The organism is Amycolatopsis lurida (assembly GCF_900105055.1).
In the GTDB taxonomy this organism is placed as follows: domain Bacteria; phylum Actinomycetota; class Actinomycetes; order Mycobacteriales; family Pseudonocardiaceae; genus Amycolatopsis; species Amycolatopsis lurida.
In genome coordinates this window covers 285,087-305,388 of sequence record NZ_FNTA01000002.1, presented here as the reverse complement: position 1 = coordinate 305,388, position 20,302 = coordinate 285,087, and the positions used below count along the sequence as shown (strand labels likewise).

At 67.8% G+C, this 20,302-nt stretch carries 13 protein-coding genes and 2 pseudogenes; 7 read left to right on the top strand and 8 right to left on the bottom strand.

Going from position 1 to position 20,302, the window contains the following annotated elements; translation table 11 throughout:
* Positions 1 to 1,136: 1,136 nt before the first annotated feature.
* Positions 1,137 to 1,961: an SAM-dependent methyltransferase gene (locus BLW75_RS01510; RefSeq protein WP_034307857.1), complete on the bottom strand. Its 825-nt coding sequence runs from the start codon at positions 1,959 to 1,961 to the stop codon at positions 1,137 to 1,139.
* 439 nt (positions 1,962 to 2,400) lie between these two features.
* Positions 2,401 to 2,714, bottom strand: a pseudogene (locus BLW75_RS01505) (histone-like nucleoid-structuring protein Lsr2); the annotation flags it as partial.
* 439 nt (positions 2,715 to 3,153) lie between these two features.
* Between BLW75_RS01505 and BLW75_RS01500 the strand changes: the two are divergent.
* The 4 genes from BLW75_RS01500 to BLW75_RS01485 all read left to right on the top strand — a co-directional run bounded on the left by BLW75_RS01500 (position 3,154) and on the right by BLW75_RS01485 (position 7,193).
* A complete protein-coding gene (locus BLW75_RS01500; RefSeq protein WP_034308050.1) occupies positions 3,154 to 4,662 on the top strand; it encodes a peptide deformylase in 1,509 nt (502 codons plus the stop codon).
* Between the two features lie 167 nt (positions 4,663 to 4,829).
* Positions 4,830 to 5,504 carry a maleylpyruvate isomerase family mycothiol-dependent enzyme gene (locus tag BLW75_RS01495; protein ID WP_034307860.1) on the top strand — a complete coding sequence of 225 codons (675 nt, stop codon included), beginning with the start codon at positions 4,830 to 4,832 and terminating at the stop codon, positions 5,502 to 5,504.
* A 19-nt stretch (positions 5,505 to 5,523) separates the two neighbouring features.
* Positions 5,524 to 5,820 carry a YkvA family protein gene (locus BLW75_RS01490; protein WP_034307862.1) on the top strand — a complete coding sequence of 99 codons (297 nt, stop codon included), beginning with the start codon at positions 5,524 to 5,526 and terminating at the stop codon, positions 5,818 to 5,820.
* A gap of 860 nt (positions 5,821 to 6,680) precedes the next feature.
* Positions 6,681 to 7,193 carry an FBP domain-containing protein gene (locus BLW75_RS01485; protein WP_034307866.1) on the top strand — a complete coding sequence of 171 codons (513 nt, stop codon included), beginning with the start codon at positions 6,681 to 6,683 and terminating at the stop codon, positions 7,191 to 7,193.
* A gap of 379 nt (positions 7,194 to 7,572) precedes the next feature.
* Here the strand turns inward: BLW75_RS01485 and BLW75_RS43890 are convergent, their stop codons facing one another.
* The 3 genes and pseudogenes from BLW75_RS43890 to BLW75_RS01475 form a co-directional block, all read right to left on the bottom strand.
* A complete protein-coding gene (locus BLW75_RS43890) occupies positions 7,573 to 8,109 on the bottom strand; it encodes a carboxylesterase/lipase family protein (RefSeq protein ID WP_277814940.1) in 537 nt (178 codons plus the stop codon).
* Positions 8,110 to 8,239: 130 nt separating this feature from the next.
* Positions 8,240 to 8,518, bottom strand: a pseudogene (locus tag BLW75_RS43885) (carboxylesterase/lipase family protein); the annotation flags it as partial.
* 59 nt (positions 8,519 to 8,577) lie between these two features.
* Positions 8,578 to 14,238, bottom strand: coding sequence for a CHAT domain-containing protein (locus BLW75_RS01475; RefSeq protein WP_034307868.1), 5,661 nt, complete (start codon positions 14,236 to 14,238; stop codon positions 8,578 to 8,580).
* A 111-nt stretch (positions 14,239 to 14,349) separates the two neighbouring features.
* Here BLW75_RS01475 and BLW75_RS01470 point away from each other — a divergent pair, with 111 nt between their 5' ends.
* Together BLW75_RS01470 and BLW75_RS01465 are read left to right on the top strand one after the other, a co-directional pair.
* A complete protein-coding gene (locus BLW75_RS01470) occupies positions 14,350 to 14,691 on the top strand; it encodes a hypothetical protein (protein ID WP_091596507.1) in 342 nt (113 codons plus the stop codon).
* Entirely contained in the window at positions 14,688 to 15,500 is an 813-nt protein-coding gene (locus BLW75_RS01465) for a hypothetical protein (protein WP_034307872.1), read from the top strand. The genes BLW75_RS01470 and BLW75_RS01465 overlap by 4 nt, the downstream gene beginning before the upstream one ends.
* A gap of 111 nt (positions 15,501 to 15,611) precedes the next feature.
* Here BLW75_RS01465 and BLW75_RS01460 read toward each other — a convergent pair whose 3' ends face one another.
* Positions 15,612 to 16,277: a hypothetical protein gene (locus tag BLW75_RS01460; RefSeq protein WP_241783385.1), complete on the bottom strand. Its 666-nt coding sequence runs from the start codon at positions 16,275 to 16,277 to the stop codon at positions 15,612 to 15,614.
* A gap of 126 nt (positions 16,278 to 16,403) precedes the next feature.
* Between BLW75_RS01460 and BLW75_RS01455 the strand changes: the two genes are divergently transcribed.
* On the top strand, positions 16,404 to 17,603 hold the full coding sequence (locus BLW75_RS01455; RefSeq protein WP_198935685.1) for a GNAT family N-acetyltransferase: 1,200 nt from the start codon (positions 16,404 to 16,406) through the stop codon (positions 17,601 to 17,603).
* Positions 17,604 to 17,932: 329 nt separating this feature from the next.
* On the opposite strand, the gene BLW75_RS01450 is transcribed toward BLW75_RS01455, so the two are convergent.
* A complete protein-coding gene (locus BLW75_RS01450) occupies positions 17,933 to 18,307 on the bottom strand; it encodes a hypothetical protein (protein ID WP_244175771.1) in 375 nt (124 codons plus the stop codon).
* A gap of 557 nt (positions 18,308 to 18,864) precedes the next feature.
* Positions 18,865 to 20,187 carry a barstar family protein gene (locus BLW75_RS43335; protein WP_241783387.1) on the bottom strand — a complete coding sequence of 441 codons (1,323 nt, stop codon included), beginning with the start codon at positions 20,185 to 20,187 and terminating at the stop codon, positions 18,865 to 18,867.
* Positions 20,188 to 20,302: the final 115 nt, after the last annotated feature.

Here is a 20,302-nt window from a genome sequence, read left to right as displayed (position 1 = left end):
TGGGAACCAGCAGGCCGGAGCAGCCGATGAAGGACCGGCTGACCTCGAGGTCACCGCGATCACGCGATCTGGCCACAATCCGCCGACGCTGAGCTCATCCGCGTCTTTCGACCGGGTGATACATCATCCGCGTGTCCCCCCATCTGGGGGCACCGAATTGGGAGACCGGGTCAGCCACGTCCTACTCTCCTGGGCTACTACGCGCCACTGGGAACGAGGTGCGACAAGCGAAACGGAGAGACGATGGCCAGCAGTACGGCCATACCGACACCGATATATGACAAGTTGCTGAGCGAGTTGACATCCGAAGCTGACCTCGAGTCACCGGCGTCCACCGACACCGAGACAGACACCCGGCGCCCCGGAGCACCGTCCTCGTAGTCGGCCGCTCAATAGCGGTCTTCCGGACGCCTTGAGCACCGGGGGTCCACGCTGTGCGCGAAACGAGGGCGGAGCGTCGCTACCGAAGTCGTGGATTTCGGCGGACAGAATTACCTCAGCGTCGCCGTCGCACACGGTTCAGTTGCGTGGGGCGGAGCATGAAGAACCTTGAACCACAGTGTCCGGTGATCATCTGGCGTACACGGGCGACCAGCGCGTATACGCCGGGCAGTACAGCCCGAACACCACGAGCATCCTCAATCGACAGACATGCCCCACGGATCCAGTCGACCGGCCTCTGGAAGAGGCAGAACCTGGACGTGGCTGTCACTGTCGAGCACCGGACCGCACCCCACGTCGTCCCTCCCCCAAGACCCTGTCGACAACCTCCTTCCGCGCGGAGAGCGTGTGGTCGACGCTCGTTCGAGTTCGTCTCCGGCGAGACTGCCGAGTGCGGTGCCCTCCCTAGGCACAGGCAGCGGAAATACCGGGACTACCTGCTCTCCTGGCAGACCGAGCGACTGCCGTCCGGTGACGAGCACGATGGCGCCGGCTGTGTCCGCTCGACGACGCGCCGGGCGTGAACGCGCGTCGGATGTCGATCGGGCTGAAGCCGCTCACCGAGGCAGTCCTCGCCGCGGCATATCCTGACTATGACGCCGTCGACGCCGCGCGGCCTGCCCTGCTCAAGACCACCCCGCTGCGGCGCAGAGGGTTGAACCTGAGCTGGCCCAGACCGGGCCGAGAACGAGTTTTCAGTGGGTGCGGGCTACTCCGGCCAGACCGCGCGATCGCGCTGCATCCTTGACCGGGTTCGGGGCATCGGGGCGCCATTGGGGCAGCCACACCAGACCGGGCTCGACCAGCTCCAGGTCCCCGAAGAACTCGCCGATCTGTTCCCGCGAGCGCATGATCGCCGTGTGGTTGGTCCGGCGCCCGTACTCCTGCGCCACCTTCTTGCCCGCGTTCTGTGTCTCGACGTCCTCGGGCGCGACGTGGATATGGGAGACCGCCAGGAAGCTGCCCGGGGGAAGCATCGTGCGGTGGAAGCCGAGCGCGGCGTGCGGGTTCTGTTCGTCGGGCATGAAATGCAGTAAGGCGACGAGCAGCAGCCCGATCGGCTGGGTCCGGTCGATCAGGCCGGTGTCGAGCACGCGGTCCCACAGCTGGCGCCGGTCGAAGAAGTCGGCGTCCAGCGCGGCGTGCCGGTTCGGGTCCGCGGTCTCCTCGAGCAGGATCTGCGCGTGTGCCTGGGCGATCGGCTCGTTGTCGATGTAGACCACCCGGCATTCACCTGGTGCCACCTCGTCGGCGACCTCGTGCACGTTGCCCTGCGTCGGCAGGCCGGAGCCGATGTCCACGAACTGCCGGATCCCCTGCGCGACCATGAACCGCACCGCGCGGCCCAGGAACGCCCGGTTCGCGCGGGCGAAGTCCCGGATCTCCGGCAACACCGCGAGCTGCTGCTCCGCGAAAGCCTGATCGACGGCATAGTTGTGCGTCCCGCCGAGCAGATAGTCATACACCCGCCCCACCGAGACCTTGTCCACCGACGCGGCCACCCGTGCGGCGTGATCCATGCTCATCGTGTCCCCCAAGAGCCTTCTCGCGGAAGATGCATACACTACCCGGTCAGGCGCAGGGCCCGATGTCCGAATCGTCGCTGTGACGACGGGTCACGTGCGCGTGGGGCCGCCCGCGCCGACCTAGCTCAGTTCGGCCGCGAACTCCGCTGCCACCTGATGGGCCGACTCCGACCCGCAAAGTCTCGCAGCGGTATCTGGTTCGCGGTCGAAACGCACGATACGAATGCCGCGTCTGGTCCGCGGTAGAACTCGCCAGCGATTGCTCGGAGGGTTCGGTCAACGCCAAGGTTTCGTCCAGGCACGACCAGCAGACCGAAGTGTGATCACGCCGAGCGGCCGGTGTCCACACCAGACACCCAGCGTCCTACGTGACGGCCGCAGCCCTTGATGGGAGTCAAGTCCCCCATCAAGGTCTGCTGACCGACGCGCTGCGCTACTTCTTCTTGTGAAACGCCTCAACGACCTCGGACGGGATCCGACCACGATCCGACACCGAGAACCCGTTCTTGCGGCCCCAGGCACGGATGGCTTGGTTCTGCTCACGATCGGCCGACGTCGGGGCCTTGGACACCGGCGACAAAGCAGCTACAGCCGCAGCAGCCGGGGCCACCCTGCGTTTACGTCCCTTGCCCGGCGACCGTGTTCGACGTACTGATCCAGGACGTCCCGAAGGCTCTCCGCGTTGTCCGCGGACAAATCGATCTGATACGTCACGCCATCGAGGCCGAACTCGACTGTCTCGTCCGCTTATCGAAGGACGGAAAGTACGGTCGAAGCAACGCTGGGAACCCGACACTTCGCGAAACAATATCGCCAGCAACACCCTCGGACCGGCGTCTCTGTGCGTTCAGCACAGCAGCTAACGAATTGCCGAGGCCAGGGAAGCTGCTCGACCCGACCATGCCCACCACGTGGGTGAGGCGGTACCCGAACACCTGGTTACACACTGGATGGACCTGGTAGTAGCCCTCACCTGCCCAATCGATGGCGCGATAAGCGTGACGCCATCCGTCCCCGCCATAGAGGCGGATCACCACCCTCGCTCGCTCCCCGACGCCCGTCATCGCATCCCCTTTCGTCGTGCCCCCGCAGGAAGGACACCCCGCCCCGACGGTGTGCCTCTAGGCTAAGCAGCGACTCACGGTGGGTTCACGCACACTCACGGTCCCGAATGGCGGAAGCGACGATGACGACGGGCACGACCAACGGCAGCAACCCGGATGCCGAAGTGAACGTGTTCGCCATCGAGCTCGAACGCTGGCGCGACGTCCGCGGGTTCTCCCGCGCCGCGCTGGCCAAGGCCATGGGCTACGACCGGTCCTACGTCTCCAAGGTGCTCTCCGGCACGGAACGGCCGTCGGAAGCCTTCGCCAGGCACGCCGAGGCCGCACTCCGCGCCGGCGGCGCCCTGCTCGCCGCCTTCCGCGCCTACGAGGCTCACCGCCCCGTCCGGACCCACCCCGCGGTGCCACCCATCACCGACGCCACGGCAGGGACCGGGAGCCTGGTGGTCGACCACGACGACGAGACCTTGCGCTACGAGAACGGCGTCTACCGCCTCACTCAACGCCGCCACCTGGTCAACCACGGCACCGAGCCGATCACCCGCTACCTGATCCGCATCTCCGTCGACCGCTACCCCGGCGACCCGGAACGCTCCAACCAGCTCTACTCCGAAAACCCGCTGACTTGGGACGAGATCGACCTGCACGCCTGGCACGGCCGCGGCCGCGCGAACCCGATGGACTGGACCGCCCACCACGACCGGGACGCCTTCAAAGAAGTGTGGCTGCTCTTCTCCGGCACGCACGGACACTTTCCCCTGTATCCCGGGGAATCCTGCTGGATCGAGTACGAGTACACCGTCAGTGAAGAACACTGGGGCAACTGGTTCCAACGCGCCGTGCGGCTGCCCACCCGCACCCTGTCGGTGTGCCTGGACTTCCCCGCCGGACTCGCCGCCTCAGTCTGGGGCCTGCACACCTCGATGACCGCACAGGCGATGCCCTTCGCCACGGCGATCGGCCGCGACGACACCGGCGACCGGCACATCTTCCCCTGGTCCTGCGAAGACCCACCACTGCACGCCCGCTACCGGCTCGAATGGGATTTCCGCGGCCGCGCCGCACAAACCGACGGCCCGGCTCCGAGACCGAGCGAAGTCATGGCATCGCTCGGCATCGTCCAGGACAGCGACCCCGCGCTACGCCGCGTCGCCCGCAGCTTCGACCTCCCATCTGAGGCCGAGGACGCCCGCCGCGTGGTGACCGCACTGAACTCCGCCCGCGAACGAGTCGCCCAAGCCCACACCTTCGGCAAAGGCATGGGCATCGCAGCCCCGCAGATCGGCATTGACCGTGCCGCCGCCATCGTCCGCACCCCGGACGGCGAAGCGATCACCCTGTTCAACCCCACCATCATCGAAAGCGGCGGCGACACCGACGAACAATACGAGGGCTGCCTGTCCTTCTTCGACGTCCGCGGCCAAGTCCCGCGCTCGCACGTGATCCATGTCGAGCACACCACCATCGACGGACAGACGAAGATCACCGTGTTCGAGCGCGGTGTCGCGCGGCTGGCCGCCCACGAAATCGACCACCTCCACGGCACCCTCTACACCGACCACATGCGAAACGGAATCGCACCAATCCCCGTCGAGCAATACCGCGGCACCGGCATCACCTGGAAGTACTGACCCGCCGCTACCCGAAACGAGGCCCCCATGGCCGGCGCCGTCCCACCTGGCGAACCACACGCGCGACCGAGGGCCACGCTGCCCAGCCCTCGCGACCGGACAGTCCCCACCGCTGTCGCGGCGCTCGTGACGAGTGTCGTCCGCCCCCGCACCGAGGAGGTCCCGATATGACCCGCAAGCGACCGGCGCCGGACCGCGACGCGATCTGGCGGGTCATCGCCACCCAGCGGACCAGCCTGGCAGACCTGCTCGACGACCTGTCCGACGACCAGTGGCGCCGGCCGTCGCTGTGCGACGGCTGGACCGTTCGCGACGTCGCCGCGCACTTGACGTTGCAGCAGCTCGGCCTCCGCGACCTGATCGCGACGATGGCCCACTGGCGCGGCAGCATGGACCGGACCATTCAGGACGCGGCCCGCCGGCGCGCCGCGGAACTGCCGCCCGCCCGGATCACCGCCGAGATCCGCGCGACGGCCGGCTCGCGGCGGCACACCCTCGGCGTCACCTACCTGGAAACGCTCGCCGACATCCTCATCCACGCCCAGGACATCGCCATCCCCCTGGGCCTCCGCCACGAGATGCCGCCGGACGCGGCGGCCGTCGCCGCAGACCGGGTGCTGTCCATGCGCTGGCCGCCTCCCCTTCCGGCGGCGCGCAAGGTGGCCGGGTTCCGGCTGACCGCCACCGACATCTCCTGGTCCACCGGCGCGGGTCCGGAGGTCCACGGCCCGATGAGCGCGCTGCTGCTGGTCTGCGCCGGCCGCCTGGCCGCTCTCCCTCGCCTGTCCGGCGACGGCGCCGTCGATTTCGCCGCCCGCCTTTCGGCCTCCGCCTCGGCGTGACCTGATGAGAGAGGATCACATGGAGTCTCTGTGGACGACACTCGGCGTCGTGGCCGTGGTGGTGGTCATCGTCCTCGTCTTGGTCGCGCTGTTCCTTGTGGTCAAACTGGTGCGGAAGCATCGTCAGGTCCATCAGCCGGGCACGCCGGTGCCGACCAAGGTCGCCTACTGGGTTTCCCTGGCCTACACGGTGTTCCCGTTCGACTTGTTGCCTGACCCGGTGTACTTCGACGACATCGTGGTCCTGGCCGGCGGACTGGTCTACGTCAGCAGGTCGCTTACGAGGAAGGCGCGCGACGACCGCCGGGCGGAGTGAATTGCCGCTGTGCTCGACCAGAACCCACTCGTCGGCGGCACTCTCGGGGCCGTGACCAATGACGGCGGGGTTGATGCGCCTGAGTGAGGCTGCCACTGACTGCAGACGACCCGGTCGTTGCCGGTCGGCGAGTTCGTCTTCGAGTCGTGGTGGAGAGACGCCGCATGTCGCGAAGGTGGCGGTTCCGCGCAAATTTCCACGAGCGCGGAGGTTGTACGTCGATATTGACTGCTGCGGTACACTGCCAGAAGTCTCCTCGTATGAGCCGGGTCGGTCTGGTGCGGTCGCGTCAGGCAATTGCGAACATGGCTCTATGTCGGGCGACGTGGTGTACGAGACTCAGGTGGAAAGTGGTGAATTATGTCCCGGACAGCCGTCAAGTCGCGTCACGATCGTGTGAGTCGCTTGGGGCGGTGATCCGTACAGAGACATGAGATTCGGTTATCGTTCGGTTCTGTTCATCTCACCGGATCGAGAAGCCGCATGTCCTGATAGGGACTTTCCACGTGTGCCAATTCTTGGCCGACGTGTACAGCTCTCGGCGTTTATGCGCGTTCGTGTGAACGCATGCCGCTGAATCGTTCGCGAGCGCATTTCTTGTTATCTGGAGTGCTGTCACTCTTGCGCCCGTGTCGAGTGGTGCCGGCGTGTCGAGTCGCGGACTTATGACGGCCCGTGTCGAGGCCGCACGGTGGTCGATAACCCGTTTCCCGAAAATGTCGTGTTTCGGTATGTCGGCGCCGTGACGGTCTCCTGCGCCCGTCCCGAGGGGGCTTCGTCATCGAAAGCCGATGCGCTCGGGGCCATTGACCTCTACCAATACTCCTGCACCTCTGGTGCGATCTTGCGAGGAGAACGCCATGCGTCCCATAACCCGAGACGAGGTGCGCGGTGCGATCGTGAACCTGGAACCAGCTGAGAAGAGGGTTCGGCTACCGGCCTGGTTCGACGACGTGTCGTGGCACGAGATCGACTACCTCGGATGGCGAGATCTGCGCGCCCCGAAACGGGCTTATCTTGTCACCGCGACCGATGATCAGGCTTTCGGCGTGCTTCTGCGCCAAGCCCCGAATCACGCGTTTCTCGCGTCGCGCGCGATGATGTGCGACCTGTGCCGGTCCAGTCGCCGGTTCAACGAGGTTTCGCTCTTCACCGCTCAACGCTCGTCCCGGGACAAGCGTCGACGGCTCAGCGCCCGCGGGCTTCACTTGTGCACTGATCTCGATTGCATGGCGATTATTCGCAGCAAGCCGGTGCGCCAATCCATCGACTCGTCGGTCGAGGACGCCATCAAGGAGCGCAGTGAGGGTCTGCGTTCGCGCATGATCGCGTTCATTCGATCGGTAGCCGAGGTTGAGCCGACCACGCTGTAAGGCCTTTGATCAGCGTCCGGTACCGGTACCGACTCGCAGGCGTGCTGGTACCGGGCGCTGAGTCTCGCCCCGATTGCTCGCCGATTGTGCCGACTTGGCGCTTCGTGGCTCGCACAAGCACCGCCTGCTCAGGGGTGGCATCGAAATGTGAATCTCCGACGCGCTTGCGACGCAACGATTTCGACACTGTCGATATAGGACTGATCGCGGTCCGGGCAGACGACCTCGATCGTCGCGTGCCGCGACGGCCAGCCGCCACAGCCTCGGCTTCCCGGTCCGGCGGCAAGTCCGGTGGCCTGCGGGTTCGCATATCGATTACCACGGTTCCACCGCTACCGGGGTCGGGGCAGCGTCACCGTCGTAGGAGCCACCCGGACGATTACGGGAGATCGAACGGGGCGGGGAAGTGGCCTTCCCAGATCTGGCGGGATACCTGTTCGGGGTAGGGCAAAGTCCTCGACTCGGTGTCCAGCACGCGGGTGAGGTGCCCGCCGGGCCGGTGGGCGGACCAGCCCGCGTCGCCGGTGGTGACGAAGCGGACCCATGCCTCCTGGAGTTCGCGGGAGAGCGCGACGGCTTCGGGAGTGGGCTCCTCGCCGATGAGCTGGGTGCCAACCGGGCTGTCCAGCGTGCCGAACGCCAGGGGTAGGTCGAGGCTGTGGCAGGCGCCCAGGACGCCGCCGAGGGCCGGGGCGACCCAGCACAGTTCGAACAGGTACGAGGTGCCGCCTGCCGCGGCGTTCGCCTCGGCCAGCTTCTGTGACGGCATGCGGAAGAGGGCGTCGGAGTACACCGTCTCCACCAGCTCCTCCGGGAATGCGGCTCGGTAGGCCCGCGTGCCGTCCGGCCGCGGGGCGTGCAGTTCCAGGGCCGCGTGGGCGTCCTCCTCGGTGAAGGTGCCGTACCGTCCGCTCATGACGCTGAAGTACCGGAATTCGTCGCGGGCGTGGCCGACGAGCAGTTCGGTCCCGCTCGCGCGCGCCGGTCAGCGCGGGCCAGGGCGTTTTCGAGAGGACCTCGCCGTCGACGACGGGGCCCAGCGCGGTGCCGGTCTCCGTGAGGCGTCCCCAGCTCTCCCGGTGCGAGTGGAGGCCGGCGTTGAAGGAGGTGAGCTCGGCGGCCAGGTGCCATGGGTCGATGTCGCGCAGGGCCTCGGCGGTGGGGGGCGCCGCGCCGAGCCGGTCCGCGAACGCGGCGGTAACTTGCCGTGCCAGCGCGGGGGTGCTGTGCAGCCCCGGCACTGAATGGGCGATGGCCCGCCGGAACAGGCCGCGCGCAGACTTCATCGTCAGCAGGGCGGCGACCGAGCCCGCTCCGGCGGACACCCCGCCCACGGTGGCCCGGCCGGGGTCGCCGCCAGAGGGCCGAGGCGTGCACCCGTGCTTCACGGTCCGAAGTGGACGTATGGGGCCCAGATGGCCGGGTTGCGGGGGGCCGAGTCGCGCAAGGCGCGCACGGTGCGATGGAGCAGATGGGCGGTGTCGTCGAGACGCAGACCCGAAGGTCCGAGCAGTCCGGTGTACATCGCCTCGGCCACCTCGGCCGCGGTCCGGTCCGTGATGGTCCACAGGGTCGCGATCACCTGCCGGTAACCCGCGAGCTGGAGCGCCGCGGCGAGATGGATGGCCTCGTCGGGCAGATCCGTGCCGCCGATCGCCGTGCTGCAGGCCGACAGGTAGGCGAGTTCGGCGTGCTCGAGATCCAGTTCGGCTACCTCGAGCACGCTCAGTGGTTTGTCCCACAGGTAGAGGCTGCCGGTTGACGGTTGCCGCAGGTTTTGCCCGCCGTGGCAGGCGAAATGTGCGTAGGCGTGGGTGCGCAGGTCGGCGGTTATCGCGGCGTGGGTGGCGGTGTCGGCGACACGGACCGTGCCGTTGAAGGAGGGCGCACGAGACACGAACTCGGCTTCCGCCCGGGCGCCGGGCAGGGGGCACATGGCCGGGCTGCCGGGAACCGGCGGGGTCTCCGGCATGCTGACCACGAGGATCCGTCGGTCGGCGGGCTTGACCGCGCTCGCGGTGTTCGCCTTCGCCAGCGCGCGCAGTGTCGGTGTGTAGGACGACACCACGCGGTCGATCACCGTGCGCCCGGCGGGAGTGTCGGCCGGGTCGTGGTAACCGGCGGCGTGCAGCGGGAGCAGGGTCAGCGATCCGGTCGGGCACCACCACAGTCGTGGCAACGGCTCATCGTGCCCGGTGTAGCCCAGCCGGGTCAGCACCGGCTCGGCGACAGTGTCCCACAACCATTCCAGGGTCGCGTGCACCGTTTGTTTGGCGCCGGTGGTGGCGAGGTCGCCGGGGTTTTCCAGCAGCTTCGACGCCCGCAGGTATCCCTCTGCCTGTCGTCCGGCCTCCACGTACGACAGATCAGGAAGCGGGACGTGGTCGACGTCGCGGTCCCCGTGCATGATCAAGGCGTCACATCGGGCTTCGTCGACGTTGAGCAGGACGACGGGACCGTCGGGCAGGCCCTCGCGGAGGGTGGCCAGCGGCGGGATCCGCAGGAGGTATTCCAGTCCGGGCAAGGCGCGTGCTTCGGCAAGCAACCGGTCCCAGTCCTCGGCCAGCTTGATCCGGTCGGACTGCATACGCTGGCTCGGGTCGCTCCACGGATCGGTCGTGGCGGCGGCCTCCGGTATGTCGGGCGCGGTCGTGGCCGCCAGCTTCGCCGCCACGGCGCGCAGGCGATCGTGCAACGCGAGGTCACGTTCCCGCAGCATCGACAGGTCGTCCCTGGTCTGCAGTGCCTGCGACCACAACACGGAGCGGCCCTGCTCGAGCAGTTCCACAGCCCGGCCGGGGTCACCGGCCTCCAGTGCCGCGGCGGCGGCCACCCTCGCCAGGCCTTCCCACATCGTCAGCCTGCGCTCGCGCGCGTCGCGTTCGATGCCGTGCCAGGCCACATGGGGCAGCAGCGCGACAGCGACGCCGAACGCCTCCGTCGCGGAGGACCAATCACGATGCCGGACGGCCGTCTCGGCCCACAATCTGGCCGCGGCCGCCCGATACGTCGGTGCGGCAGCGGGAGATTCGACCGCCGTTCGGTAGGCGGCGACCGCAGCGTCGACGTCGCGCCTGCGCTCGTGCAGCCTTCCCAGCGTCACCCAGGCCACCGCGACTCGCGGGTCACCGGCGGTCATGCTGTCTATCGCCCGTCTGGCCGATTCGATCGATTCGGCCGCGTCCGCGTCGTCCCCACCGCGGTCGTACCGGGTGTGCAGCACGGTCGAGAGGCTGAGGACGCACAGCGGGTACATCGAGTGCGTGACGTCGGTGATCGCGATCGCCTCCCGGACGAGTGCGACGGCCCGGTCCAGTGCGTCCCGGCTCGGACGCCGGTCACGGCGGGTGCGCAGCAGCCCCGCCAGGTTGATCAGGATCTCTCTCCGGTTCGGGCTCCGGGGCGCGCTGCGGTCCACCGCCTCGTTCAAGGCCGCGACCGCGGCGTCGAGGTCCGCGGTGTCCTGCTTTTCCAGGTACCGGAGGTGCAGCGCGGTCCCGAGGTTCATCAGGCACATCGACACCGCCGGGTGGTCCGCCGGCGCGGCCGCGACGGCCGATCGCCCGGCGTCCACGGCGGCGTCGAGGTCGGCGACAGAGCCGAGCAGACCCGCCCGCGTGCGTAGCGCGTTGGACAGGTTGGTCAGCATGATGGGCCGCATGATGTGCCCGGGATGGGCGTCCTCCGCCGCCTCGAACAACGCGTCGATGGCGGCGTTGAGGTCGGAGACCGTTCCGGTCCGATCGAACCGGGACCACAGTGCCAGCCCCAACGTCATCAGGTTGACCGCCGAGGCGACGTGCCAGTTGGGCGCGCGGGCGGCCTCGCGCCCCAGGTCGACGGCGGCGTCGAGGTCGTCGAGATCGCCGGTGGCCAGCGATCTGGTCAGCAGGCCGACGGCCAGTGCGGTGAACTGGGCACTCCGTTCGGCCGGTGTCGTGCCCGGCAGGGTCGTGGCGCGCTCCGCGGCCTCGATGGCCTCGTTCAGATCGGCGGTCTCCGCCAGGATGCTGTACCGGCCACGCAGTGCGTGCGCCAGCTCGGACAACGCGTTCGCCGTTATCGCGTTGTTCGTGCCCGCGGCGGCCACCCCGCGGCGCAGCACCTCGATCGACTCGGTCAGCACCCCGACGTCGCCGGTCCGCTCGAACCGCAGGGCCAGCAGGGTGCCCAGCGTGATCAGGGCGTATACCCGGTTGGCCTCCTCGTCCTGGGTGCGGGCGAGGACATCCCTGCCGATCTCGATCGCTTCGGCGAGCAGAATGTCTTGTCCGGAGTTGAGAAAACACAGGCGCAGCGTGCTCGCCAGGAAGATCCCGGCCGTGTTCCGGCTTGGGCTCGCCACTGGTAGCCCGTCAACCGCGACCCGCAGTAATTCGCTCGCCTCGGCGAGCGCGACCTGGTCGTTCGACCACTGCCCGTGAAGCGACAGCGCGATTCCCAGCATCAGGCCGAATTGGACCTTCTGGTCGCGCGATCTGACCGAAGCGAGGCCTGGCCGCAACATCGCGATCGCCTCGTCCAGATCCGCGATCGAGGCCGTGGCCTGGAAACGAGCCCGGAGGGCATGGCCGAGATAGAACCGGAACGTCGGCAGATCCGGGCTGTCCGGCCGGGCCCGGCCGAGCACCGACCGCAGCGCGTCGACGGCCTCGGTGAGATCGGCGGAGTCGCGGGCCCATTCGTACCGATCGGTCTGTGCGGCCGCGACATTACCCGCCAGCAGCAACGCGTCGGGGCTTTCCCGCAGGGCTGCCTTCCCCCTGTCGATCGCCTCGGCTAGGGCGCTTCTGTCGCCGTGGCGAAAAAAGCGGATGCGGAGCACCTGGATGAGATTGTTCACGAGCATGACCCGGTTCATCTCGGTCGCGTGCGCCAAAGCGGACCGCAAGGTCGTGGCCGCCGCCTCCAGGTCCGCTTCGGCACCGGTGTTCTCGTAGCGGGATATGAGCGCGTTGCCCAGGGTGAGGGTCACCGCCACCTTCGGAACCGCGCCGGGTGGCGTCGCCGCGTGGCAGGCTTCTATGGCTTCGGTCAGCTTCTCGGGGTCGCGCTCGGAGGTGGCTGTCGAGCTGAGGATCGCGGCAAGAACGCCGAGTATCCGATAGCGGCTCGAGTCGCCGGTAGCGGCGAGCGCCGAGCGGATCAGCCGGGTCGCCGTCTCCCTGTCGGCAGGCTCGCCCCTGGCGTCGAAGCGTTGCAGGTGCGCCAACGCGGTGTCCGCCTGCAGGTCGGGCAGCCGGGGGTCGTCCGTGGGCAGGGACTCGACGATCCGGCACAACGCGGCGACGGACTCGTCGAGGTCGGCGGGGTCCGGATTGCGGCTATACCGGAGGCTGAGTGCGTCCACGAGCGCGGACAAACACTGCGTCAACGCGGGGGCGTCGGGGGCAAGCTGCACCGTCGCCCGCAGCGTCTCGATCCGTTCGTCGAGGTTCGCGGCCTGGCCTGTGCGCAGGAAACGCCACCGCAGCAGTTCCGCCAGCTGCCAGAGCTGCTGGCCGCGGATCACCGTGTCATCGGGGATGTCCTGCGCGGCCGCTCTCGTTGTCTCGATGGCTTCGTCGAGCTCACCGTCATCGATCTCGCCGTCGGTGTCCGCCAGTTTGACCGCCTCGTACAGGACCATCGACAGGGCCGTGAGCATCGGCGTCCGACCGAGCGGACCGCCTGCGCCGGCCGTCTTCGCCTCACGAAGGACGTCCACGGCTTCCCGGAGGACCGCCTGACCACCGGATGCCCGGTACTGGCGGCGAAGTGCCTCACCGAGGGACAGCAGCGCGGTCCCCCGAAGCGGGCTGTCCGCGGGCAGAGCCGCCAAGGCCGCTCTTGCCGCCCGTGTCACCTCGGCAGGGTCCGTGCCTTCGGCTCGGAGCACGGTCGCCAGCGTGGCCTCGACCGCCCACCTCAGCGGGTGGTTTTCACCAACGGCCGCGTCGGCCTTCCTGGCCAGGGTGACGGCTTCGGCCAGGTCGGCCTCGTCGGGACCATCAGGTGTGGTGAACGCCGAGGCGTACGAGAACCGGGTCTGGAGCGAGCTTGCGAGGTTGAGCAGCGCGGGGACATGCGACTCGCTGCCCTCGGGGAGGTTCCCCAGCGCCTCCCGCAGGTACCGGACACTTTCCGCGATATCGGCGGCATCGCCCGTACGGACGAACCTGACGCGCAGGGCGCTGCCTCGCAACAGGAGCGCTTCACCGAATGCCGGGTCGTCCGGAGCGCAGCTTGCGAGGACTTCCCGGGTCACCTCGACGTACTCCTCGACCACGGCGAGCGGACCGCCGATATTGCAATGGGTCTCCAAGGCCAAGGCGAGCTGCGACAGGCAAGCGACGCGGTCCGGGTCACCGAGCGGCAGGGACGACGCCACTTCGCGCAGGTGCACCGTGCTGTCGGTGAGGTCCCGTTCCCGCCCTCGGATGCCGAACCGGGTAAGCAGCGCAAGCCCGAGGGGAAACCGGACCGCCGGGGCGATCGGGTGCTCGGCCGATTCGAATGCCGCGCGGCCCGCTGCGACGGCGTCGTCCAGATCCGCCTCGGCGGCCGTCCATTCGAAGCGCTGGTTCGCCAGCGTCATCAGGTTGAACAGGTGCGCCGGACGGTCGACCTCACCGCCGGCGTCGACGGCGGCTCGACATGCGGCTATCCCCAGGTCTGTCAGGACGGGGTCCGCGGCCGCCAAAGCGGCGTCGGTGATCACCGACGCGTAGAACGGTCCGAGTTGCGCGGGCGTGAGTCCCGCATAGTGGTTTTCCCGAAGCCAGCCGAGCACCGGTGGTGGCACCACACCCGGGAAGGATTCGGCGAGCGGAGCGAACAGCTCCGCGCAGACCTGGATATCAGGCCCGATACCGCCCGGCGGCAGGGCGCAATGCCGCAGCCAGTGCAGCATTCCGAGTTGCCGAAGCAGCTCGGGAGGCAAATCGGTACCGATGGCGGGCAGGACCAAACGAGCGGCGTCCGCTACGGCCTCGGGTGTGGTGACCTCGTCGGATTCGCTTGTTTCCAGGCAACGGAGGATGCGTTCCAAGAGCGAGATGCCCACTCCTCCCCTCGCCACCCACTACGGTGCGGTAGACGATTCAGGATGGCACAAGGGAGGGGCGAGGTGGCGGCATTCGACGAGGGACAAGCGCTCGTTCTGTGGTGCACAGCCATGTCGGATCTGCGCCAGGCCGCCGTCGCCGGCCGGTGGACCGACCGGCTGGAACGCGCCGCCTCCCGCGTGCGCGCGGGTGGCTCGGCGTTGGACGCGTGCCGACAGTTCGACCTGCTCGATGCCGAGTCGGCGGAGCCGACCAGGAGCGCGGGCACTCCCGACCGCATGCCCGTATATCCCGGCACGCGGAGCCCTCGTCCGCCACGGACCGGACGCGGCGAGTACAGCTGCCCGCGCAAGGTGTGCATGCGCCACGACCATCGAGACGACAACGGGCACCCGCCTGTCTGCGCCTTGTTCGACAACGAGCCGATGCTGCCGACGGGCGCGACGCCGTGAACCCCTTCTTATCGTCACTGAGCGGCAAACTCGCCGAACGATGGGTCGCGACCCTCGTGCTGCCGGGGGCGCTGTTCATCGCCGCGGCGGTGTGCGCGGCCCGGCTGGGACACCGCTCGGCGTTCGACCTCGTCTCGGTGACCGGGTGGATCGTGCGGGAGGCACCACGCCTGCCGGTCGCGGCGGCTGTCTTCCTGCTGGTCGGTGCCACGGCGACCGCCATGGCCGCGCAGGCGGTCGGCAGCCTGGCCGAGGCGGTCTGGACCAGACCGTGGCGCGGGCCTGCCGCCTGGCTCGCGCGGGGGCTGGTGGCCTTACGCGGCAGGCTCTTCGATCGAGCGGCGGCCAAGGCGGGGGTGGACCCGGTCTCCGCCTACCGTCCACGGCATCCGGCCTGGATCGGCGAGCGGTTCCGGCTGCTGAACGCCCGGATCGCCGGGCAGTACCACGGACTCGATCTGGGCTTGGTGTGGCCGCGCCTGTGGTTACTGGTCCCGGAAACGGTCCGCACTCCAGTGCAGGCGGCCGAATCCCAGTTCAGGTCGGCCACCAGGCTCGTCGGCTGGGGCGTGCTGTACCTCGGACTCGGGATCTATTGGTATCCCGCGGCGCTGGCCGGAATCGGCACCGTCGCGGTGGGGTGGAGCCGGGCCCGATCCACCACCGCGACACTCACCACGTTGATCGAAGGCACGGTGGACACCCATCTCGACACGATCGTCACCGCTCTCGGCCACACTGTGCCGGCCGCGGGCTTCACCGGCGAGCTTGCCCGCCGGATCAACGACCGGCTGGCCAAGGGCGACTGACCACCCCGAACGGTTCCAGCCAGAGGCCCACGGCCTGCGCGAATGTCCATATTGGACGGATACGGGGCGGCGGGTGGCGCGAGTCTTGCGGTATGAGAGTGCGTTGCGACTCTAGAGGCGACGGTTCCAGGGACTTTCGGCGCCTGCCCGTGTCGCGCTGCCGCCGGGTGGCAGGTCGAGGGTGTCGATCAGGCTTTGGTCTTCGTCGATGGCGTGGTGCAGATGCCCGATCTTGCCGGTGCCGCCGTCCGCGTCGGAAGCGCCGATGAGCTGCCACCTGCCGTCCTCGGCATCGTGCTGGACAAGCAGAATCGGCTCGCTTCGCTCGAAGATCTCACGGGTCCGGATACAGGTGGTGCGCAGAAGCCAGTGCCGCATCCACCAAGCCCGCCGATCGCGCTGCATGATCTGGTCGGCGACCCACCAGATGAACGGCAGGTCCTCATGGGCACGCGCCTCGTCCGCGGTCAGGTCCGGGCCACCCTCCGGCACCCGCTCGAACGGGTCGTCGGTCAGCGAGAACGCATGCCCGTCCTCGTGTTCGAAGACGACGGCGTGGAAGGTTCCGCCGCCAGGGTTGCCCGCGCCGATCCCGACCGACAGATGAGCGACATGCGGGTCCGACCCCGTCGTCCAGCCGGACGCGTACGACGCCAGCTCACCCTGCGGGCCGACGAACTCCCCGAACGCGCGGCGGTCCATTCCTGTCGCTGTCGGCACCTCGACCAGCGCACCCTCCAGCACCTGGATATCCACCACCGCAAGGTAGCCGATCATCGGCACGACAGGACGCGACTCGCGTCATGAGCGGACGTACGAAGGTCCGACAGCATGGCACGTCACTGCGGAGTTCCGGCGGCAAATTGTGTGGTCAGGGGCCGATCACGACCGTACGGTGAGCCCATGTACGCCGGGCTCACGGAGCGCATCGAGGCGAACCTCGCCGAACATGCCTGTCATCTGCATCGCCGTACCGACGGGATGACCGTTACGGAAACCGACGATCTGATGATCGCCGACAGCGGTATCGAAGGCGATGCCGGTACCTTCAACATCGTCGCGAACGCTTGTTTCGCGCCGGATGAGGTGAAGAACCGTCTCTCCCTCACGGCGTTCAAGCTGCGTTTGACCGGCCGCGCCTTCTCGTGGCGGGCCGGTCCGAACTCCGCGGACGTGCCGTTCGGCTCCGTCAAACTGACGGCCGGGCAAAGGGAAGCCGCGATGTGGTCCCACACCGCGGACATCCCCGTCCCAGGCCTGCACCCGGATTTGGAGATCCGCCGGGTCCGCACCCCCGAGGAACTCGCCGACTACGCCCGAATCCTGGCCGCCGGCTGGAATCCACCTGCCGTCACCGTTGTCGAATTCTACGATCGTGTGGTCCCGTCCGCCCTCGCCGAGGACTGCCCGGGGCACTATCTGATCGGTTACCACCATGGCGAGCCGGTGAGCGCAGGCGAGCTGTTCCTGCACGCCGAGGTCGCCGGTATCTACAACATCTCCACGCTGGCCGCCTTCCGGCGCCGGGGATTCGGCGGCGCCATAACGTTGGCCGCGGTGGACAGTGCTCGCGCCGCCGGATACGACATCGTGGCGACCCGAGCGTCCGCCGAGAGCGAGCCGGTGTACCGCAAGCTCGGTTTCCGTGCCGATGGCTGGTTCACTGAGTACCCCGTCCCGATTGTCCCGTTGGAAGACCGCGGCTACACCACGCGGGAGCAGCTGGTCTCCCTCGGCTTCGAACACGTCCACGTGGAAAACGATCGCTACGACGGCCCGCAAACCGGTGTCGCCGACATCTCCGGCGTTTCCCACTACTTCGTCAGGCTGAACAGTTTGTTCGAGGACGGCGATGAGTTCTCCGTCTGGCCGATCGACGACGAGAGTCTCGCCCTCGAACAGGAAGCCTGGCGTCTCTACGTGAAAGCGTGGGATGCGGGGGATCAGAAACCTGCGCGCCTCACTGAGCTCGAATCGCTGCTGGAGGCTCGCCGTACCACGCCGCCCGCCAGTGCACGAACGATATTCGCGCACTGGCGTTTCGACGAACGCGATGCGCGCCACGACGCTAACGGACCTACCTACATGATGCGCTGGCGCTAGTACTGAGGGACGGAAGTGGGGTGCCGGCGGTTGAGCAGCTGACGTGGGGAGCGTTGCGGTCGGTGGACTGAACCTGCGATCCGCTCCTGAGGCATCCCACTCTCACCCTCGGGATGAAGCCCGACGACATCGAAAACACACGCACATCGGCACATGCGCGCCTCGCGACAGCGCGGTCAGCGGCATGAGCGGACGTCTCGCTGCAGACAGGATTGTATCGACGTCTGACTGGCAGGGGTCGTAGGAAGCTCACCGATCAGCGCGTGTAGGCGCTCGGACCGTATTTGCCGCTTGGCCGTCTGCCCGGGAACAGCGGTGGAGACCAGCACTCAGCTTGACGGGATCTTCACGACCGTCACTTGGCCATCCATCAGGCATTCGATGAGCACCGACCCGCCAAGCGGGTGGATCCAGAAGTGCGGCCCGGCGTCCAGGATGTCCCGCGTATGTCGCACCGCGACATCCAGAGGCATGGTCACGGTCGGCATCAGGTAGTTGCCCCAGATGACGGCGATCCGCTCACTCCGTTCTGCATACGAGGAGAACAGCTCCGCCGCCATCCTGGTCCAGTGCTCCTCGTCGTCCCACCAGTGGCGGTCTTCGAACGGAGTGGCCCCGAAGTCGATCACGTCGCCGGTAGCAGCCGGAAACCTGCCCAGCGTCGCTGCCGCCAGCGCGCGGTTCTCCGCGAAATCCAGCTTCATCACCTGCCGGCCGTCACCGTCACGGGGGTCGTTCATGAAGTCCGGAAGGTATTCCGGACGGCTCCCATAAGAACTACCGCCGATCATACTTCCACCTCAACCACGTTGAAATGATCCCGCCAACGAACCTTATCGCTTACTTTCGAACCGACGCACCCTTACCAGGCGGAACGATCTGTCCCCGCCCTTCCCAGAACGCTGAGCCACGTCGAACCAGCGCAAGCCTGCCCAGACGGCGACGCCGCCAGTCAGCATGGCCTCCGGGGATGGCAAGGCTCACGAAGACTGTCCGGCCGGACACGACATCCGCGTGACACCCTTACACACGGGTGTGGCTAGCTGCGCCTAAGGCCAAGATCTCAGGGAAATTGTCTTCGAATTTGAGACCGGCTGCGGCGACCGGGCTGCGTGGGTTGGTTCGGCCGCCTGCCCGAAGTGCTCATCGCGGCATGAGCGGATGTTCGCGCAGCATGGATCTCGTCCCGGCGAAGGACCCGCGTGCGAAAAGGTCTTCGTCGGATTGGACCGAGACGACCTGGCAGTGGTCGACGCACGGCTCAGCGCAGGTCGACCTCGATCCCGTGCTCGGCGAGAATGGTCAGGAGATCCTCCAGAGTGGTCGCCGGACGCAGCCGATGCCGGTCGTAGCCGGCAACGAGGTGTGCTCGGGCGACAGCCGAGTCGTGCCACACCAGTCGAAACGGGGGCAGCGCGCCGAAGCCGCCGCTGAGGCAGTCGTCCAGGGCATCGAGGTTCCAGCCGAAGTACCCGCCGGGGCCGTTGATCGCCTCGCCGATCGCGCAGTAAAACCCTTCGATATCCGTCACGAACCGGCCGTCGAGGTCGTAGGTGGTGCCGGATGGCGGGTCCGGCGCACTGGAGTGGTGACCGAGCGCTACCTTGGCCCATTGGTGCCGGAGTTCCCGGCTGTAGGCAGCCCACAGGTTCCGTCGGGACGGCCGCCCAGCGCGCCGCTGGTCCAGGATGTCGAGGACCCCAGCCGGCAGTGGTTCTCCTGAGACCACGTCGATGCTCACGTCCAGGAGTCCGGCACCGAGCCGCGACGGGGCGGCCGCGCTGACCGTTCCCGACACCACCGCGTCGATCACGCGGCCGGCAGAACCATCGATGGCGACCATGTGGACGTCGCCGCGGAGCCAGCGGCGGCGCCGGCTGGCCTTGGGCGACTGGCCCAATGCGTCGAGCGCGGCCAGCAATGGGGGTTCCGGTCGGCAACCGAGGAGTCTGACCTGTGGTACCGGTGCCGCGGCCTGTTCGCGGAAGACGCCTGTGACGTCCTCGCAGACGCCGTAGGGCGTCCCGTCCCAGCCCTGGACAACGAACTCGTCGACGCCGCCGGGTCGTGCCACTGCATCCGTGCGGTCGTTGACATACACGAATCCGTCGAGGTCGATGTCGACTGTTTCCGGCGTCGTGGCGTTCGGCCGCTGCGCGAGCACGACGACATCGCACAGATCTTCCCCCCACGACGGGGGCGTAGGCGCTGTCAAAGAGACGTTGCCCAGCCAGGCTCGCTCGGTACCAAGTGCTTCAGCGGCCAGCCGGTCAAGGAGATCGGCGAGCACGCCGACCGGGGCGCACCCGACGAACGTGAACTGCTCCCTCGACCGGGGCGGAAGGTCGACGAACAGTCCTTCGATCTCCGCGCACAGCGCCAGCGGGACGTCGTCATAGGAGTCATCGAAACCGATGTCACCACAGAGCAGCCAGCGCGGGCCAGCCGGATGCTCCCATGTCCACCGCTGCTGCTCCGGTCGAAGACCGGCGTTGGGGTTGACCACCACCCCTACGACACTATCTGCAGGAGTGGCCGCGGCGGGCCCGATCGCCGTGATGGAGTCGTTGGCTCGCGCTGCCATCACGTCCGCTCATCGGCATGAGCGTGCGCTTGGCCTACTTTCGGCCGCCTTGCGGCAGAAGTGCACGCTTCCTTGGCGTGCCGTCCGGCGTTTCGGGTGTTGGAGCGGTGGGTGA

What these genes read in the sequence shown, in the direction of transcription:
- BLW75_RS01450 (WP_244175771.1), bottom strand. Translation starts at nt 18,307, where the DNA reads ATGAAGCTGGATTTCGCGGAGAACCGCGCGCTGGCGGCAGCGACGCTG.
- BLW75_RS43335 (WP_241783387.1), bottom strand. Translation starts at nt 20,187, where the DNA reads ATGGCAGCGCGAGCCAACGACTCCATCACGGCGATCGGGCCCGCCGCG.
- BLW75_RS01470 (WP_091596507.1), top strand. Translation starts at nt 14,350, where the DNA reads ATGTCGGATCTGCGCCAGGCCGCCGTCGCCGGCCGGTGGACCGACCGG.
- BLW75_RS43890 (WP_277814940.1), bottom strand. Translation starts at nt 8,109, where the DNA reads ATGAGCGGACGGTACGGCACCTTCACCGAGGAGGACGCCCACGCGGCC.
- BLW75_RS01500 (WP_034308050.1), top strand. Translation starts at nt 3,154, where the DNA reads ATGACGACGGGCACGACCAACGGCAGCAACCCGGATGCCGAAGTGAAC.
- BLW75_RS01485 (WP_034307866.1), top strand. Translation starts at nt 6,681, where the DNA reads ATGCGTCCCATAACCCGAGACGAGGTGCGCGGTGCGATCGTGAACCTG.
- BLW75_RS01490 (WP_034307862.1), top strand. Translation starts at nt 5,524, where the DNA reads ATGGAGTCTCTGTGGACGACACTCGGCGTCGTGGCCGTGGTGGTGGTC.
- BLW75_RS01455 (WP_198935685.1), top strand. Translation starts at nt 16,404, where the DNA reads ATGTACGCCGGGCTCACGGAGCGCATCGAGGCGAACCTCGCCGAACAT.
- BLW75_RS01510 (WP_034307857.1), bottom strand. Translation starts at nt 1,961, where the DNA reads ATGGATCACGCCGCACGGGTGGCCGCGTCGGTGGACAAGGTCTCGGTG.
- BLW75_RS01495 (WP_034307860.1), top strand. Translation starts at nt 4,830, where the DNA reads ATGACCCGCAAGCGACCGGCGCCGGACCGCGACGCGATCTGGCGGGTC.
- BLW75_RS01460 (WP_241783385.1), bottom strand. Translation starts at nt 16,277, where the DNA reads ATGATCGGCTACCTTGCGGTGGTGGATATCCAGGTGCTGGAGGGTGCG.